This is a genomic window from Acinetobacter sp. YH01018 (assembly GCF_013420295.1).
In the GTDB taxonomy this organism is placed as follows: domain Bacteria; phylum Pseudomonadota; class Gammaproteobacteria; order Pseudomonadales; family Moraxellaceae; genus Acinetobacter.
Genome location: NZ_VOYL01000004.1, coordinates 120,413 through 138,793 on the forward strand (window position 1 = coordinate 120,413; position 18,381 = coordinate 138,793).

Sequence of the window (18,381 nt, forward strand, 5' to 3'; positions counted from 1 at the left end):
GACTACACAAGGGCAGTAACCCACACTCTGCGACAAATTGTGTCTTATGGACTAAAAATATCCATTTTATAAGGGCCAATCAACCCAAAAATCAGCAATTTTATAAACCAATCGACTCTAAAGTTTTACCTTTGGTTTCTTCACCCAGCAGCAGGATAATCAGTGCCACGGCAATTAAAACGGCGGTAAACATCATAAAGACATAGCTGAAACCATGGTCGAGCACCATTATATGGGTGACAGCAAATGGCGCGAAAATACCACCAATACGGCCAATCGCTCCGGCCCAGCCCGAACCAAAGGCACGGATATTGGCTGGATACTGTTCTGGGGTATAAGTGTATAAAACACCCCAGGCGCCCAAGTTAAAGAAGGACATCAAACAGCCCCATACCACAATCTGGGTCACATCGTCGGATTGACCAAAGAAGTAGGCAGAGACTGCACACATGGCAATAAAACCCGCCAATGTTGCCTTACGTCCCAGTTTTTCCACCAGCCATGCCGCGGCAATATAACCCGGCAACTGGGCCAGAATCATCACTAGTACATACTCAAAAGACTTCACAATGGTATAGCCTTCTTTGACCAGTAAACTTGGCAGCCAGGTAAAAATACCGTAGTAGGAAAATACAATACCAAACCAGATCAGCCATAGCATCAGGGTACGGCGGGCAAAAATGCCGGACCAGAGTTGAGAGAAGCTAATGTCATGCTTTTCGGCCACCGGTTTGACTTCAAAAATTTCAATCACTTCCACGCCACATTGCGCTTCAATTTTTTTCACCAAAGCATGCGCTTCTTTATGTCGACCCCGATTAATTAAGTAAGGCACTGATTCTGGCACCATTTTCCAGATCACAATCGCATACAGCGCAGGAATACCCCCAATCAGAAAAGCAGCATGCCAGCCAAAATCGGGAATCACAAACCGCGAAACCAATGCTGCCACCAACCACCCCAAACCCCAGAAACTTTCCAGCAGCACAATAAAGCGGCCACGGACATGGGCAGGAATATATTCACTCACCAGCGTCACGGCCACCGGTAGCTGACCACCCAGTCCAAGCCCTACAATGAAACGGAACACCAGCAACCAAGTCAGGTTCGGTGCAAAAGCACAGGCAGCGGTTGCCAGACTATAAATCACTAAAGTTGAGGCAAAAACCGTTTTACGCCCCCAACGATCGGCAAGGGCTCCCGAACACACTGCACCAATGGCCATTCCAATAAAACCAATGGAAACCACCCAGCTTTTATCATCCGGCGTCATGGCCCAGTCTTCCGCCATTTTGGCCAGAATAAAGGAAATCAATCCGGTATCCATGGCATCAAACATCCAGCCCAGACCAATCACCCATAGCAAGGTATAGTGAAATTTACCAATCGGTAAACGTTGTATACGTGAGACTAAATCCATAACAAGAGCTCTGATTTGGTGAAAGAATGCATGCTGCTTTCCCAACAGGATTTATAATTGTATTAATTTTTATACGCCAATTTGCAGATGATGACCGCTCATTTCGTCAGTCATTCATCATATTAAGGCAATATTCTAGGAAGCATCTTTGGAGGATGCGGACTGGTCATCGTCATCTTTATAAATAAATTTCGGCATTTCCAGACCAAAATAGATAGCGATGCAGCGTAAAGAGAAACCGAAGATTAAGGTGGAAATGACAGTGATTTCCAGAGAGAAACCGATATCCTGACAAATCCAGTAACAGATCACGGAAACAAAAGAAATACTGGCATACAATTCACGGCGGAATACCAAGGGTACATCATTACACAAAATATCGCGCAGAATACCGCCGGAAACTCCAGTCAACACACCGGCAACTGCGGAAACCACAAAACCATGCCCCATCTGCAAGGCAATCTGGCAGCCAATAATAGTAAAACCGATTAAACCCAGAGCATCGAGAATCAGGAAGATGGAACGTAAATGGCGCATCCATTTGGCAATCAGGATAGTGACAAAGGCTGCGCAGCAGGTCAACACCAGATATTCCGGATGCTTCACCCAGGTCAAAGGATAATGCCCAAGCAGTACATCGCGAACCGAGCCACCACCCAGTGCAGTCACACAGGCAATCAGCGTTACCCCGAACCAGTCCATACTGCGCCGACCTGCCGACAGTGCCCCTGTCATGGCTTCAGCCGTAATTGCGATAATATAAATGACCAATAGCAACATTGCCCTGCTTCCACTGAGGGTTATCGATGCGCGCTATTCTAAGGCAAATTCAGATGAAAATTACAAAAATTGCGCACAACATTGCTTAAATTTTTTCCCTGAACCGCAAATACACGGCTGTTTCATGGTGATTTGCATATTTGTGGTCGGATCAAGGAAATACCAGGCCCCTTCATGTTTCACAAAATGGGAAATTTCATGATGAACCTGTGCTTGCTGACTATCATGATAATGTGCCTTAAATTCAACCTGGGCATGGTGCTTGTCCAGTTTTTCCTGGGCTTGAACCACTTCCAGCTTGAGCCACTGATTGGCCTTGCTCCATTCGGCAATGGCTGCCACATCCAGCGCTTGTTGTTGGCCTAAGGCCGTGGTTTTCACAATATAGTCAATTTCCTGTTTGGCAAAGGCACTATAACGCGAACGCATCAATTGCTCTGCAGTGTGTGCTTTGGCCTGACCCAAATGTAAAGGCTGGCAACAGCTGGCGTAATCACCTCGACCACATGGACATTCTGTTTCTGACATCAATTTTTTCCAACTTAGATTAGGGTCTGTTAACACTTCGTCTATGTTTGCGACTACGAATATTTTTTAGAGGATACAAGGCGTGAACTACAAAATTTAGTCATTCTAAATGCGTAGTTCACAACGACGTAGCGTCAAAAAATACTCTAGTCCCGAAGGGTTGTGGCTAAAATTATCCCAGACTTCGTTATGAAATTTAAAAATGGAACCACCATTCTTTGCATTTCATTCCTTGTCTGATCAATTTTAGCCTACAACGCAAGCCATTTATGAAATGTCAACAGACCCTCATAATCAAATAGCCCGACAATGCGGGCTATTTTAATTCAACATCGATAAAGATCAGCTGTGCAGGTGAAATTAATCTTCCGTCTGATTTTGATTGAGCGGGATGATATGAACCTTATCAATTTTATGGCCATTCATCGTCACCACTTCAAAAATATGTTTATCTGCCTGCAATTTGGCACCACTTTCCGGCAAACGCCCCAGATGGAACAGGATATAACCGGACAAGGTTGAATACTGTTCAGACTCATCTACCAGATCACGGTTTAACAACAAGGAAACATGACGAATATCGGTAGAACCTTCAAGGATTAAAGTCCCGTCTTCCAGACTTTCTGCAGCTGTTTCAAATTCATCTTCATCCGGGAATTCACCGGCAATCGCTTCAAGCACATCAATCGGGGTAGCAAGCCCTTCAATCGAACCGTATTCATTCAATACAATTGCCATTTGCAGCGGTGCCTGACGCAACTGTTCCATTACCATCAACACCTGAGCATTTTCATGCACAATCACCGGCTCGCGTAAATGCGCTTCAAAATTCAGTTTTCCAGTTTCGATGTAGTCGTTCATGACTTTATGGGTCAGCACTATACCGGCAATATTGTCCAGTTCACCATGTGCCACAATCAAACGTGAATGGGTCATGCTTAATAACTGTTCTTTAATGGAGGCTTCATCTTCATCCAGATCAATCCATTCCAGTTCCGGACGCGGTGTCATCACCGATTTCACAGGCCGTTCCGACAGCCCCAGCACACCTTGCACCAGCACACTATGGTAAACCCCGTTCTCTTCATTAAAGACTTCATCGGCAAAGGCACGTGTCGCCAGCACATCTTCGGCTTCATTGTTTTGCGATTCACTTTTACCCCCGAGCATACGCATCACGGCAGAAGCAGTACGGTAACGCAGGTCCGTCGTGGTCACCATGCGCTCCTGATTACGGCGCATAGTCTGGTTGATAAATTCCACCACCACAGAGAAACCAATCGCCGCGTATAAATAGCCTTTAGGAATATGGAAACCGAAGCCTTCAACAATCAGTGAAAAGCCGATCATCATCAGGAAGCCGAGGCACAGAATCACCACGGTCGGATGTCTGTTGACAAAGGTCATTAGTGGTTTAGATGCCCACAGCATGATGCCGACTGCAATCACCACCGCAATCATCATCACCGACAGGTCTTTGACCATGCCGACTGCGGTAATCACGCTATCCAGAGAGAATACGGCATCCAGTACCACAATCTGAACGATCACCATCCAGAATGCGGCATGCACCGGGTTTTCTTCTTTCTGCGGTTGAGCACCTTCTATACGCTCATGTAATTCCATGGTGCCTTTAAACAGCAGGAATACGCCACCAAACAGCAGAATCAGGTCACGGCCGGAAAAAGGATGATCCAGAACATGGAACAGTGGCTGGGTCAAGGTCACCACCCAGGCAATGGAAGCCAGTAAAATCAACCGCATACACAAAGCCATAATCAAGCCGACGATACGGCCTGCATTACGCTGTTCTGGGGGCAGTTTTTCCGCCAAAATGGCAATAAAAACCAGGTTGTCGATACCCAGTACAATTTCTAGAACCACTAAAGTTGCCAGTCCAATCCATGCTGATGGATCTGACATCCATTCCAAGATCATTGGATATTCTCCTGTGCAGGATGATGAGGGACTGATTTTAGAAGGTTCATATTAAAATCGCTGAATATGCGATGAACAGCATGCTGTATATTTTTTTCAGAAGCATTGAAGTGTTCAGAGTGAGGACAACCACTACCCATGTTAATTCATTTGTTGGAAAACAGATTTTTAGTATAGCAAGATGAAGTAGAAATTCATCCTCTTTTCCTCACTGCGCTGTTTTTTGCTCACCCAATTTCAACAAATCTTTGCAAGGTTGGTATAAGGCTGATCACGACCTGTCATATTTAACAGTTAAGCTAGAGACTGAAAAAATAAAATGCTATGGTAAAAATATAATGATGAACAGTGTATTAAAAATGACTCCCAAACATAACAATCCTACTCCCAAAACAACTCAACCTTTAATTGCACTCTACTGTGGTTCACGTTCAGGCAATAAACCAATTTATCAGGAAAAAGCCGTAGCTTTGGCTCAGGCACTGGCTGATCTGGGTTTCGGCATGGTCTATGGTGGCGCAAGTATAGGCCTCATGGGGCAAGTGGCTGATGCCGTCAGACAGCGTGGCGGTGAAACCGTCGGGGTGATCCCTGAATTTATGCTGGATTATGAAATTGCGCATCATCAGCTCACCGAATTACACATTGTACGAAGCATGCATGAACGCAAGGCCATGATGGCTAAGCGTGCCAGTGCTTTTGTCGCTTTACCCGGTGGTTTGGGCACGTTTGAAGAAATTCTGGAAATTGCCACCTGGGGACAGTTAAATCAGCATCAAAAACCGATGATGCTCTATAACGTGAATGGCTTTTATGATGCCCTAGTGAGCCAGCTGGATCATGCGGTCAGTGAAGGCTTTTTACCGCCGCAGCATCGGGCCAAACTGATTATCTGCAATCATGCCGATCAGATTCTCAATGCCATTAAAAATCTGGATGCACCACAACACTTTGCCATTTAAGTCCAAACCAGGACATAAAAAGTGAACTCCAGACAGTGCTATCCCATAATGGATAGCACAACTTTTTCTTACACCACTTTAAACGGATTGCTTTAAACTCTGTAAAAAATCACTTTAATATTGTTATGAACGCCACTCCTTCGCATCAAGCCCTACAACCTGAATTCCGCCTGTTAGTGTTGTTGGTATCAATCGGTTTTTTTATGCAAGGTTTGGATACCACCATTGTCAATACGGCAATTCCCGCCATGGCAGCCAATCTGGCTGAAGATCCGCTCCAGATGCATAGTGTGGTGGTGGCCTATGTGCTTTCGGTCGCTGCCTGTATTCCTTTAAGCGGATGGCTGGCCGACCGTTTTGGTGTGCGCAATACCTACTTTGCGGCCATTATTATTTTTACCTTGGCATCACTGGGCTGCGGACTATCCAGCAGTTTAAACCAGCTGCTCTTTTATCGAGTCATTCAGGGCATTGGCGGTGCATTGTTACTTCCTGTAGGCCGACTGGCAATGCTCAAGGTCATTCCGCGTACCCAATTTTTATCTGCCATGAGCTTGATGAGTTTAGCTGGTCTGATGGGTCCCTTGATTGGTCCGACATTGGGCGGATGGATGGTCGAAGTGACAACATGGCACTGGATTTTTTTAATTAATATTCCGATGGGACTGTTAGGCGTTCTAATTACCTTGAAGGCCATGCCGAACGTCACTGAACCTGCTGTCAAATCTTTTGATTTTTCAGGTTTTATCTTGCTGGTGATTGCCATGGTGGGACTTTCACTGGGCATTGAAAATTTTGCCAGCCCCCATCAATCGCTATGGTGGAGTATAGGTCTGGTACTTGCGGGTGTCTTGGCAGCGATTATCTATGCCATTCATGCCCATACACATCACAATGCGCTGTTCCGCAGTACATTATTTAGCAATAAAATTTATGCTATAGGCATTATCGGTAATTTCTTTGCCCGCTTAGGCGGCAACGCGATACCTTTTTTAATTCCGCTGATGTTGCAGGTTGCCTTTGGCTTTGAGCCATTTATTACCGGTCTGTTGATGATTCCGACAGTACTGGGTTCTCTAGCTTCCAAGCCGATTATTCGCCAGATTATTCAACGCTTTGGGTATCGCCAGGTATTACTGGTCAATACCTTATTGGTCGGAGCATGTATTGCCAGTTTTGCCCTCACTACGGCGGATACCCCAACTTGGTTAAGAGCCTTACATTTCTTTGTTTTCGGCATACTAAATTCTTTGCAGTTTGTCTCCATGAATACCCTGACCCTGAAGGATTTACCTCAGCAAGATGCCAGTAGTGGCAACAGCTTTTTGTCAATGATCATGATGGTATCGATGAGTATCGGCGTGGCTTTGGCCGGAACCTTGGTCAACCTGTTTACCGCCTATTTCGGTAGCGAGCAGATCGTGACAGCTTTCCATACCACACTGATTTTCCTCGGCTGCATTAATCTGATTACCGCAGCCATTTTCTGGCAAATTCCACGTCACACCTAAGTAGAATCAGATGACATCAGAAACAACGTGGTCTGAATGTTCAGATCGCGTTATCATGTGTTTGATAAATCACGCCTAAATTATCTATGTCTAATAAACGATTTGCCAAGCACCATCATCACAAACTGTATGCTTCTTGCATCGGCCTGTTGCTGAGCTGTGTTGCAATCGTATTGTATGTTTTTGTGTTTCATCATAATCCTGCTTCGGCACAGGAGTATCCGGTCAAAGGTTTTGACGTATCGCATCATCAGGGCGACATTCAATGGCAACAGATTTCACCCAAAACCTATCGATTTGTTTATCTGAAAGCGACCGAAGGTGGTGATTTTAAAGATCGAAAATTTCAGGATTACTGGCTGCAAGCCCGTGAACATGGTTTCACCGTGGGTGCCTATCATTTTTATCGTTTATGCAGGGATGGCGAAGTTCAGGCGCAAAATTTTATTGAAACTGTACCCAATAAAGCCAATGCCTTGCCTCCAGTGATTGATCTGGAATATGACAGCAACTGCATCAATACCTATACCAAGGAACAACTGCTAAAAGAAATTCAGGTCATGCATGACCGGCTGTATCAGCATTATGGCAAACAACCGATTTTTTATACCTCCAAAGCCTTCTATAACATTATTCTGGCTGGGGAATTTATAAAAACACCTCTTTGGGTACGTGAATACAAAGGCAAACCGGATTTAAAAGGCAAGCCAAAATGGCTGTTCTGGCAGCATACCAATCAGGGTACCATCAAGGGCATTAACAAAACCGTCGACTTAAATGTGTTTAATGGTGATGAGGATGACTGGACACGATTTTTAGAACGCAATGGAATCTATCCACTGAACAAGGTGGAAAATTTACCGAAAAAATAACAAGATAACTCCACTTCTCTAATCCCAATAAAAAATCAAACTGCATAAAAACGGGAAATTTATGGCAAATCAAAAAGGATTTTGGCTGTTGTGGGAGTAGGCATCAGCATACTCGTTGGAGTAGCTGCAATGGTTTTGCTGCTGCAGCCTTCAGGTCAGGTGTCTGATTTTCAAAAATGGTAATATTCACCCTCTGAAAAAACAGCGCCGTCTTCAAAGCTCCAGGTCAAATTCTTTGGCATTTCCACCCTACTGTTCGATAACGGCAAAACCCAAATTTTAATTGACGGTTTCTTTAGTCGTCCTTCCATTACAGAGGTGCTGTTCAGCAAAATTCAAAGTCAGCCTCAAGTCATTCAACATATCGTGCAACAGCAGCAGTTACAGCGAACCCAAGCCATACTGGTGACCCATTCACATTATGACCATACGCTGGATATTGCCGAACTTGGCAAAAGACTTCCAAATACGAAAATTATCGGTTCAAGCAGCACCTTAAATATCGCCCGTGGCGGCCATATTGCAGAACAGCAACTCATCCAGGTTCAGTCTTTTAAATTCATCAGTTTTGGGCAATTCAAAGTAATGACCATTCCCTCCCAGCATACGCCAGCAACAGCAGTCAATAATGACCTTGGTGAGGAAATTAAACAGCCTCTGCAACTTCCTGCCCGTTTTTCTGAATTTAAAGAAGGCCATAGTTTTGACTATCTGATTGAACATTCAGGACATCGTATTTTAGTCAAAGCCGGTACTGGTGCCATTCCAGATCAACTCAGGAACTTGCAAGTCGATACGCTATTTTTAGGCATTGCCCAACTGTCACGCCAATCGAAAGAATTTCAGCAGCACTATCTCGATCAAACCCTGAGAAGCTTAAAGCATAAAGTCGTGATGCCAATTCACTGGGATAACTTTTTCCAGCCGATTGATCAGCCTTTGGAATTTTTACCTTATCTGGCAGATCACACCGAGCAAAGCCTCAAGATTCTGATTCAAGCAGCGGAGCAACAAAACACCCGGCTGGTTTTACTTAGTCAACCTGTGTCGTATCCACTTGATCCTGCTCTACAATCTGACCCATGAAGATGAGATACTGAAGCCCAGCGCATACAGGCAGAGTTTGGGACTGCATGAGAAAAATCATTCACATCGATATGGATGCCTTTTTTGCATCTGTGGAACTCAAAGACCGACCGAAGTTAAAGCATTTGCCGGTGGTCGTGTCTTCCCATCATCCAAGGGCCGTGATTTGTGCAGCGTCCTACCCTGCGCGCGAGTTTGGATTGCGCTCTGCCATGTCGATGGCACAAGGCCGAAAGCTTTGTCCACACGTAGTGGTGATTGAACCCAATTTTGAAAAATACCGTGCCATCTCCGCCCAGATTCATCAGGTGTTCCAGCGTTACACGCCGCTGATTGAACCCTTATCTTTAGATGAAGCTTATCTGGATGTCACAGAAAATCTGCAAAATATTCCAAGTGCTACTGAAGTTGCGATGCGTATACGGGAAGATATTTTCAAAATTACAGGTTTAACCGCCTCTGCCGGGGTAGCACCCAATAAATTTTTAGCCAAAATTGCTTCAGACTGGAACAAACCGGATGGCATTTGTATCATTAAGCCCTCACAGGTGCAGCATTTTATTCAGAATTTACCGCTAAAAAAAATTCCCGGTGTGGGAAAAGTGATGCAAGAAAAGCTCAAGTTGCTGCAATTACAAACGCTGGGAGATTTACAAAAAATTGAGCAAAATGTGCTGGTTCAGCATTTTGGCAAATATGGCAAACGACTTTTTCTCTATGCCCAGGGTATTGATGAACGGCCTGTACAAGTTGAACGTGAACGCCAGCAAATTTCCAAGGAAACCACCTTTGATGATGACCTGACCTTAATACAATGCCAGAATGCTTGGCCTCGACTGATTGATCAGGTCTGGAACAGTCTAGAGCGCAAACAACTCTGTGCACGTGGGGTTTCGGCCAAACTCAAGCTAAAAAATTTTCAGGTCTTGCAACACAGCAAGAGTTTTAAACAGCCTTTGCAAAATCGGCAACAACTGGAACAGGTACTGCAACAGCTACTCATTGAAATGCATATTCCAGAACATTTTCAGTTTCGTCTCATTGGCGTTGGGCTGTACCAGCTTTCGGAGCAGCAAGATCAGTCACAGCTTTCTCTCTGGTAGAGTTTGCATGTTTTTCAACCAAAAGAATGAAATTAGACCAATTGATTACACACAAGCATGATTTTTGCGGTACTCTATGGGCGCGATACATTTATCCATGTAACCGCCGAGATGCTAAAAATCACCTTTACTTTTAGCATGCTGTCCTGTGATTGGCGTGACGATCAAATCCGAATATTACAGGGCAACTCTGTTGAACCGCATGGTCCCTCGCTCGCATTTCTTCTGCATATATCTCTATAAATTCCTAAAAACAGCATATCTCCTACAGAGATGGATCCGGAAATTTGAACAACTCCTATAAGTGATACTCTGCTCCTCAAATGATGTTATAAACATCAATATATGGAGTATTTTATGGCACGTAGACCAAGAAGAAATCATTCAAACGACTTTAAGGCTAAGGTAGCACTTGCTGCGATCAAAGCAGAAAAAACACTTGCTGAATTGAGTTCTGAGTTTGATGTTCATCAAAACCAAATTATTGACTGGAAAAATCAATTGATCTCAGCTTCCTCACAAGCTTTCGATCAATCAAAAGCTCCATCAGAACCTCCCATTGATCTTAAAAAGTTACATGCAAAAATCGGTGAGCAGGCATTAGAAATTGATTTTTTAGAAGGTGTGTTGAAGAAACTGGGCCGCTTCAACCACAAAAGTTAATCGATCACTCACTTCAGATTTCAGTATCTAAACAAGCTAAGTTACTGAAAGTCTCTCGTGGTTGTTATTATTATCGCCCAAAACCTGTTAGCTCATCAGATCTGAAGCTGATGCGATGTATTGATGAATTACATATGCAATATCCTTTTGCAGGCAGTCGTATGATGCGTGATTTGTTGAATCGTCAAGGGCATCATATAGGACGACGTCATACACGTACTTTAATGAAGAAAATGGGTATTCAGGCGTTATATTGCAAACCAAATTTAAGCCAGGCTAATCAAGCTCACCGTAAATATCCATATCTGCTCAAAGGATTGGCTATTCAGCGCAGTAATCAAGTGTGGTCTACGGATATAACGTATATCCCTATGGCAAAAGGCTTTGTTTATTTATGTGCTGTGATTGATTGGCATAGCCGCAAGGTACTTGCGCATAGGGTATCGATTAGTATGGAGGTGGATTTTTGTATTTCGGCTTTAAATGAAGCGATTGAAAAATATGGATCACCTGAAATATTGAATACAGACCAAGGCAGTCAGTTCACCAGTGATGCATTTATTGATGTATTGAAATCAAATGGCATTCAAATCAGTATGGATGGTAAAGGTCGATGGGTAGATAATGTGATGGTTGAACGATTATGGCGGAGCGTTAAATATGAAGAGGTGTATCTCAAAGCTTATAGCAGTGTCACAGATGCGAAAAAGCAATTGAGTGCATATTTTGAGTTTTATAATCTGAAACGACCTCATTCGAGTCTAGACAAAATGACACCAAATGAGTTTTACTATGATCAGCTACCCCAACAAAACAAGGTGGCTTAACTAGAGCGGAATATCACTTATAAATACGCTTTTAGTTGTTCAAACAAGTGGAACCACCTCTGTTTACAGTTGATGAGTGGAATCTTTTTAAACAAGGATATGCTGAATTTGTAACGCTGACAGATCTTGAAAAAGAATATTGGTTTATTGCAATTGAGCATATTTTTGTAGATGAGGTTATTTGGTTAATGGCAGATTTTTCTGAAGGATGGAAAATGCAACATCAATTAGGAATTTATTCATCAATATTCAAATGTATATTGACCCCTAGTGTACTGCAACAATATGATTTAGAAATCAATACTTAGCTTTAAGATTTTATGTCATCAAACCAGTGAAAATGAAAACCTTCCGTTTTTTATTTTATAAGTCACTATTTTATTAACTTAGAATATTTAAATCGAATGATTTAAATATTCGTTTAATACAATGCCTACTTCACTTATATAGTTTAAGCAAAATGTCACTTTAGTAAGCTCTTCACCAGTTAATCTAAACTTTAGTTATACCGCTATTTATCATTTAACTGTATGAGCTTAACCCTATTCAAAGATGGAAATTATGAAAAAAAGTCGTTATTTAGTTAGCTCAGCTGGCATTATGACTGTGCTACTAATAGGCTGCTCAAAATCAGAAAATGCAGAGCATCATTCAGCAGATGCACCGTTAGCATCAGTAAGTGTAATGACTGCCCAAACACAATCAATAAATCTGATTGAAAATCTCCCTGGGCGTGTCACTGCATATCGTATTGCTGAAATTCGCCCTCAGGTTGGTGGCATAGTAGATAAAGTTCTATTTAAACAGGGTACTTATGTACATGCAGGTCAACCACTTTTTAAATTAAATTCTGAAATATTTCAGGCTGATGTCAAAAGTAATAGAGCAACTTTACATCGTGCTGAGGCTGAAGTAACACGCCTTCAAATTTTGTTAAAACGATACGCTGAACTGGTGACAGTTAATGCAATTAGTAAGCAAGAATATAACAATACTGAAGCAGAATATCAGAAAGCAAAAGCTGATGTTACTCAAATGGAAGCGATACTTTCACGTCAACAACTTAACCTAAAATATGCAACAATTACATCGCCAATATCTGGAATTATTGGTGAGATTTTAGTGACTGAAGGTGCATTAGTCAGCCAAGGTGATACTAAAGCCATGGCAGTAGTACAGCAAATTGATAAAGTGTATATCGACGTAAAACAGTCAATTACTGATTATGAAAAAATACAGGAAGCATTACAACAAGGGAATTTGTCAAATGCTAGCCATAACGTTGAAATACTAAATAGTCAAGGTAAGCCATACGATGTAAGGGGTGAAATTTTATTTTCAGACACTAAAGTAGATCCCGATACTGGTGATGTGACTATCCGTATTTTAGCGAATAATCCTAGTCAAAAATTGCTTCCCGGCATGTATGTCCGTATCAACATGAGCCGAACAAAAGTTGATAATGCGATTTTAGTGCCAGAGCAAGCTATCCAACATGATATTAGTGGTAAGGCGAATGTAACTATTATCAACCAAAAAGAGCAAGCACAAAGTAAAACTGTGCAACTGGGTCAGCGTTATCAAAATAGTTATGTAGTCACGCAAGGTATAAATGCGGGTGAAAAAATCATTGTCGAAGGTGTAGACCGTATTCAACCTAATCAGCGACTAAAAGTAAAACAATGGCAAGCACCTATAACGAATAATGAAAATGGGGGGCAGCAATAATGTCTCAATTTTTCATTCGTCGACCAATTTTTGCTTGGGTCATCGCCTTATTTATTATTTTATTTGGTGTATTAAGTATACCTAAATTGCCAATTGCACGCTTTCCAAGTGTAGCTCCACCACAAATTAGTATTACAGCAATGTATCCTGGAGCTACACCAAAGACGCTCAATGACAGTGTTGTAACACTTATTGAAAGAGAAATGTCAGGTGTTAAGAATTTACTGTATTACAGTTCAAGTTCAGATACCTCTGGTAGCGCTACTGTTACTGCTACATTTAAGCCTGGTACAGATGTAGAGCTTGCTCAAGTTGATGTTCAAAACAAAATCAAAGCAATTGAGTCGAGACTACCTCAACCTGTTCGACAACAAGGGCTTATGGTTGATGCAGCTTCATCTGGATTTTTGATGATCATAGGTCTGAACTCCCCTAATCATCAATATTCTGAAATAGACCTAAGTGACTACATGACACGACACGTCATTGAAGAAATCAAGCGAGTTGATGGGGTTGGGAAAATCCAGAATTTTGGAGCTGAAAAAGCTATGCGCATTTGGGTCGATCCAAATCGTTTAGTATCTTATGGTCTGAGTATTAAAGACGTAAATACGGCTATTCAAAATCAAAACCTCCCGATTTCACCTGGTCGTATAGGTGATACACCTGCCCTCAAAGGACAGCAAATTACGATTCCATTAACAGCACAAGGGCAATTGGAGACTGTTGAACAATTTAAAAAAATTAGTTTACGTTCGAATAAAAATGGGGCAACTGTACTGTTATCAGATGTGGCTCATATTGAGGTTGGTGCGCAGTCTTATAGTTTTGCCATTTTAGAGAATGGTAATCCATCTACAGCAATAGCAATACAAATGAGTCCCAATGCAAATGCCGTTAAAACTGCTGAAGGGGTAAAGGCAAAAATCAACCAATTGAGTACTTCATTACCTGATGGAATGAAATTCTCAATCCCTTATGATACTGCACCATTTGTTAAAGTTTCTATTCAAAAAGTAATTACAACATTGATTGAAGCCATGGTTTTAGTCTTTATTGTAATGTTCATATTTCTTCATAATGTTCGTTATACCTTAATTCCAGCTATTGTTGCTCCCATAGCATTGCTAGGAACGTTCTCTGTAATGCTACTTGCTGGCTTTTCTATCAATGTCCTAACCATGTTTGGTATGGTGCTGGCGATTGGGATCATTGTAGATGATGCCATTGTAGTGATTGAAAATGTGGAAAGAATCATGGTATCAGAAGGCTTGTCCCCTGCAGATGCCACCTCGAAGGCGATGAAAGAAATTACGAATCCGATTATTGGTATTACTTTGGTTTTGGCTGCAGTATTTTTACCAATGGCTTTAGCAAATGGTTCAGTAGGGATTATTTATCGCCAATTCACTATCACAATGTCAGTTTCGATTTTATTCTCAGCATTCCTAGCCTTAACTTTGACACCTGCTTTATGTGCAACCATGTTGAAACCAATAGATAAAAATCATGTGAAAAAAGGTGTTTTTGCTTGGTTTGATCGAAGTTTTGAAAAATTAAATAATCGATATGAACATGGTTTATTTAAAGTCATTAAACATAAAAGAACGGCTATGCTATTTTTTATAGGCATTGTTGTTGCACTTCTTTTTTGTTTTAAACAAGTACCTACTGCATTTATGCCAGAAGAAGATCAGGGTTGGTTTATGACATCAATTCAACTTCCTTCTGATGCCACACAAGAACGTACCAAAAAAGTTGTTACTGAATTTCAGGAACATCTAAATAAAGAAGTTGGTATTCAAGATAATATGGCGATCTTAGGCTTTGGATTTAGTGGTTCAGGGCAAAATACAGCAATGTATTTTACCAATTTACTCCCCTTTGAGGACCGTAAAATTACTGCCCAACAAGTCGTGGATAATGCGAATACTGCAATGGCTGACAGCTCGGAAGGCCAAGTAATGTCTGTATTGCCTCCAGCAATTGATGAATTAGGAAGCTCTTCTGGATTTTCATTACAATTGCAGGATGTAGGAAATATTGGCATGCAAGCATTAGCACAAGCCCAAGATCAATTACTCAGTTTATCAACTCAAAGTAAAAAAGTTGTAGATGTTTACTCTGATGGTTTACCAGATGGAAATTCTGTACAACTCAAAATTGATCGTGAAAAACTACAAATATTAGGTGTTAACTTCAGTGATGTTACCGATATCATTTCTACTTCAATGGGTTCAATGTATATCAACGATTTTCCAAATCAAGATCGTATGCAGCAAGTTATTGTTCAACTTGATGCCAAATCACGTATGAGTATTGATGATATTTTACAAATCAAAGTAAATAGTCAAAGTGGTAAACTGATTTCTATGTCTGAGATTATTACTCCAGTTTGGCAATACTCCCCACAACAATACAATCGTTACAATGGTCGTCCATCTTTAAGTGTTACGGGTAGTCCAGCACCTGGTATATCTTCTGGTCAAGCAATGTCAGAAATGGAAAATTTAATCAAACAACTTCCAAAAGGTGTGGGGTATGAATGGAGTGGTATTTCTTTAGAAGAAAAACAGGCTGAATCGCAAACTATATTTTTATTACTTCTATCTATGCTCGTAGTATTTCTTGTTTTAGCTGGGTTATATGAAAGTTGGTCCATCCCTCTTTCTGTTATGTTGGTTGTACCTCTAGGGCTTATAGGTGCATTTATAGCTGTAATGATAAGAGGTATGCCCAATGATATTTTCTTTAAGGTTGGTATGATTACCATCATTGGATTATCAGCGAAAAATGCCATTTTAATTGTTGAATTTGCTAAGGCTCTCCGAGAAGATGGGATGAGTTTAGTTAAAGCAACCGTTGAAGCTGCAAAATTGCGCTTGCGTCCAATCTTAATGACTTCTTTAGCATTTACATGCGGAGTTATTCCTTTAGTTTTTGCAAGTGGTGCGAGTTCTGAAACCCAAAAGGCTATAGGTACTGGCGTATTTGGAGGAATGATCAGTGCAACTCTTCTTGCTTTAGTGTTTGTCCCTATTTTTTTCATTATTGTTATGGGAACTGTTGATAAATTTTCTAAACAAAAAGGATCAAACTAATCTATAAGCTTTGTGGGTTAGAAAAAAAATAACTCACTTTGCATTGATCATATTTAAATTCTTGTTTTATCCATAGCACTAACCTATTAATTTTAAAAAATAATAGGTACTGGCTAAATAGCAAATCGATACATATCTTTTTCATAGAGGAAATATGATTTTAGTAAGTTCTTGTCTGGCTGGCTTAAAGGTACGTTATAACGGGACGCATAGCTTAAACGAAAAAATCGAAAAATTAGTCAAAGATGGAAAAGCTACTATGGTATGTCCAGAGATTCTTGGCGGTTTATCAACACCACGCGAACCTGCCGAGATTTCGGGAGGTAATGGCGATGATGTCTTAGATGGAAAAGCCTGTGTAATTGAAAAATCAGGAAAGGATGTGACTTCAATCTATATTGAAGGGGCATATAGAACTTTAAAAAAAGTTCAATTATTAAAAGCTACTCTGGTAGTGCTTAAAGAAAATAGCCCTTCATGTGGTAGTTCAATGATTTACGATGGTCAATTTAATGGGAATAAGATCTATGGCAATGGAGTTACCTCCGCTTTGCTTAAACGTCATAATATAAAAGTCATTTCAGAAGAAACTTTTTGGCAACTTTTACCCTAGTTCCTCCGCTTTTATTTAAAATCTTCATGCAACTCCAACCACGCCCCCCTTTGCAATATCAAGTCTCTTCGGTATTTAGAGATATAGTGAGGTAATAATCTAAGAAGCATATCCATTACTTCCACATCAGTTAAAAAGTAGTGGTTCAATTTTATGCTGTAATTCTTTAACAATTTTAGCAAGCTGATCATGTAAAACTAACCAACATTGCTCATGACCTTGCCCAATATATTCATCTATTATGAGTTGCAAAATGTCTTGATCTATCTGACTTAAGAATTCTAAAAACCATGTCGCAGCAACATCCTTGGCAACTATTGTTTTATGATCTAATGTATAAGCTATACGGCATAGCGCTAAAATTTGATTACATTCATCCTGATCGTCTTTCCAATGAGCAATAATTTGTGGATAAGTTTTTTGCATGGCAAATATTAATTGTTCATAGCTAATTGGATTTAACCAATCGCAAATATCAGGTCCAAAGATAGTAATGTTATGTAATTGGGCAGTTTTAAGTAAAATACTAATATCTGGATCAGATTGACTATAAAGTAATTCACCTTTGAGTAATTCTTCTCTCAACCACTCGCCATATTGTAGCTGATATGTATATGGATGATTTTTATTGGTAATACTCCCTTTTTCTAATATCGTAATTTCTAAGGCACGCGCTGTAGCATGACCAATCGGAACAGATATATTTAGAAAATTCTGCGCTAATTGTTTTCTTTCCTGATCGGTAATTTCACGTTCAATAATAACTAAAATATCAAGATCACTTTTATGTTTTAAACCACCATCAACATACGAACCATATAAATAAATAGCATAAAGCTTATCTTTAAAATTTTTTTGTAAAAGCTGTTTTACACTTTCAACTTGGCGACACTCTTCATCATTTAAGCTTTGCATATGATTTTTAATTTAAAAAAATAAGTAATGAATTCATAGAGCATTATACAGAATAAGTGTAAATAATTTAATCAATTAGTAAATAACATACTATTTTTACAATATATTTACTTTCAATATAGAGTTTAAAGAGATGGATCCGTAAATTTGAACAACTCCTATAAGTGATATTCTGCTCCTCAAATGATGTTATAAACATCAATATATGGAGTATTTTATGGCACGTAGACCAAGAAGAAATCATTCAAATGATTTTAAAGCTAAGGTAGCACTTGCTGCGATTAAAGCAGAAAAAACACTTGCTGAATTGAGTGCTGAATTTGATGTTCATCAA

At 40.7% G+C, this 18,381-nt stretch carries 14 protein-coding genes and 2 pseudogenes; 11 read left to right on the forward strand and 5 right to left on the reverse strand.

Features of this window, described 5'->3' with window-relative positions; genetic code table 11:
* Positions 1–100: 100 nt before the first annotated feature.
* The 4 genes from FTT83_RS02910 to FTT83_RS02925 form a co-directional block, all read right to left on the reverse strand.
* Positions 101–1,420 carry an MFS transporter gene (locus tag FTT83_RS02910; RefSeq protein ID WP_180176206.1) on the reverse strand — a complete coding sequence of 440 codons (1,320 nt, stop codon included), beginning with the start codon at positions 1,418–1,420 and terminating at the stop codon, positions 101–103.
* A gap of 135 nt (positions 1,421–1,555) precedes the next feature.
* Positions 1,556–2,200: a trimeric intracellular cation channel family protein gene (locus FTT83_RS02915; protein WP_086195155.1), complete on the reverse strand. Its 645-nt coding sequence runs from the start codon at positions 2,198–2,200 to the stop codon at positions 1,556–1,558.
* A 60-nt stretch (positions 2,201–2,260) separates the two neighbouring features.
* Complete coding sequence (locus tag FTT83_RS02920; RefSeq protein WP_180080811.1) at positions 2,261–2,728, reverse strand: YchJ family protein; 468 nt, start codon at positions 2,726–2,728, stop codon at positions 2,261–2,263.
* A gap of 360 nt (positions 2,729–3,088) precedes the next feature.
* Positions 3,089–4,666, reverse strand: coding sequence for a TerC family protein (locus FTT83_RS02925; protein WP_086195153.1), 1,578 nt, complete (start codon positions 4,664–4,666; stop codon positions 3,089–3,091).
* 341 nt (positions 4,667–5,007) lie between these two features.
* On the opposite strand from FTT83_RS02925, the gene FTT83_RS02930 reads away from it, so the two are divergent.
* From FTT83_RS02930 to FTT83_RS02975, 10 genes and pseudogenes are all read left to right on the forward strand, one after another.
* Positions 5,008–5,628, forward strand: a complete 621-nt coding sequence (locus FTT83_RS02930) for a TIGR00730 family Rossman fold protein (RefSeq protein ID WP_180080875.1) — start codon at positions 5,008–5,010, stop codon at positions 5,626–5,628.
* Between the two features lie 125 nt (positions 5,629–5,753).
* Positions 5,754–7,139 (forward strand): multidrug transporter subunit MdtD, encoded by a 1,386-nt coding sequence (mdtD, locus tag FTT83_RS02935; RefSeq protein ID WP_180080809.1) that lies wholly within the window; start codon positions 5,754–5,756, stop codon positions 7,137–7,139.
* An 86-nt stretch (positions 7,140–7,225) separates the two neighbouring features.
* Positions 7,226–8,011 (forward strand): GH25 family lysozyme, encoded by a 786-nt coding sequence (locus tag FTT83_RS02940; protein WP_180080807.1) that lies wholly within the window; start codon positions 7,226–7,228, stop codon positions 8,009–8,011.
* A 78-nt stretch (positions 8,012–8,089) separates the two neighbouring features.
* A pseudogene (locus FTT83_RS02945) lies at positions 8,090–9,097 on the forward strand (MBL fold metallo-hydrolase).
* Between the two features lie 47 nt (positions 9,098–9,144).
* Complete coding sequence (gene dinB, locus FTT83_RS02950) at positions 9,145–10,200, forward strand: DNA polymerase IV (RefSeq protein WP_180176207.1); 1,056 nt, start codon at positions 9,145–9,147, stop codon at positions 10,198–10,200.
* Between the two features lie 345 nt (positions 10,201–10,545).
* A protein-coding gene (locus tag FTT83_RS02955) for an IS3-like element ISAba14 family transposase (protein WP_099046175.1) occupies positions 10,546–11,690 on the forward strand; the annotation gives its coding sequence in 2 pieces (ribosomal slippage) (positions 10,546–10,810 and positions 10,810–11,690; 1,146 coding nt in all).
* A 47-nt stretch (positions 11,691–11,737) separates the two neighbouring features.
* Entirely contained in the window at positions 11,738–11,998 is a 261-nt protein-coding gene (locus FTT83_RS02960) for a hypothetical protein (protein ID WP_038349994.1), read from the forward strand.
* 253 nt (positions 11,999–12,251) lie between these two features.
* The gene (locus FTT83_RS02965; protein WP_052232764.1) at positions 12,252–13,418 is read left to right on the forward strand and encodes an efflux RND transporter periplasmic adaptor subunit; all 1,167 of its coding nucleotides are present in this window, start codon (positions 12,252–12,254) and stop codon (positions 13,416–13,418) included.
* The gene (locus tag FTT83_RS02970; protein ID WP_038349993.1) at positions 13,418–16,519 is read left to right on the forward strand and encodes an efflux RND transporter permease subunit; all 3,102 of its coding nucleotides are present in this window, start codon (positions 13,418–13,420) and stop codon (positions 16,517–16,519) included. The genes FTT83_RS02965 and FTT83_RS02970 overlap by 1 nt, the downstream gene beginning before the upstream one ends.
* 154 nt (positions 16,520–16,673) lie before the next feature.
* Positions 16,674–17,132: a DUF523 domain-containing protein gene (locus FTT83_RS02975; protein ID WP_077170035.1), complete on the forward strand. Its 459-nt coding sequence runs from the start codon at positions 16,674–16,676 to the stop codon at positions 17,130–17,132.
* Between the two features lie 126 nt (positions 17,133–17,258).
* Here the strand turns inward: FTT83_RS02975 and FTT83_RS02980 are convergent, their stop codons facing one another.
* Entirely contained in the window at positions 17,259–18,047 is a 789-nt protein-coding gene (locus tag FTT83_RS02980; protein WP_038350081.1) for an aminoglycoside adenylyltransferase domain-containing protein, read from the reverse strand.
* A 217-nt stretch (positions 18,048–18,264) separates the two neighbouring features.
* Here FTT83_RS02980 and FTT83_RS02985 point away from each other — a divergent pair.
* Positions 18,265–18,381, forward strand: a pseudogene (locus FTT83_RS02985) (IS3 family transposase); the annotation flags it as partial.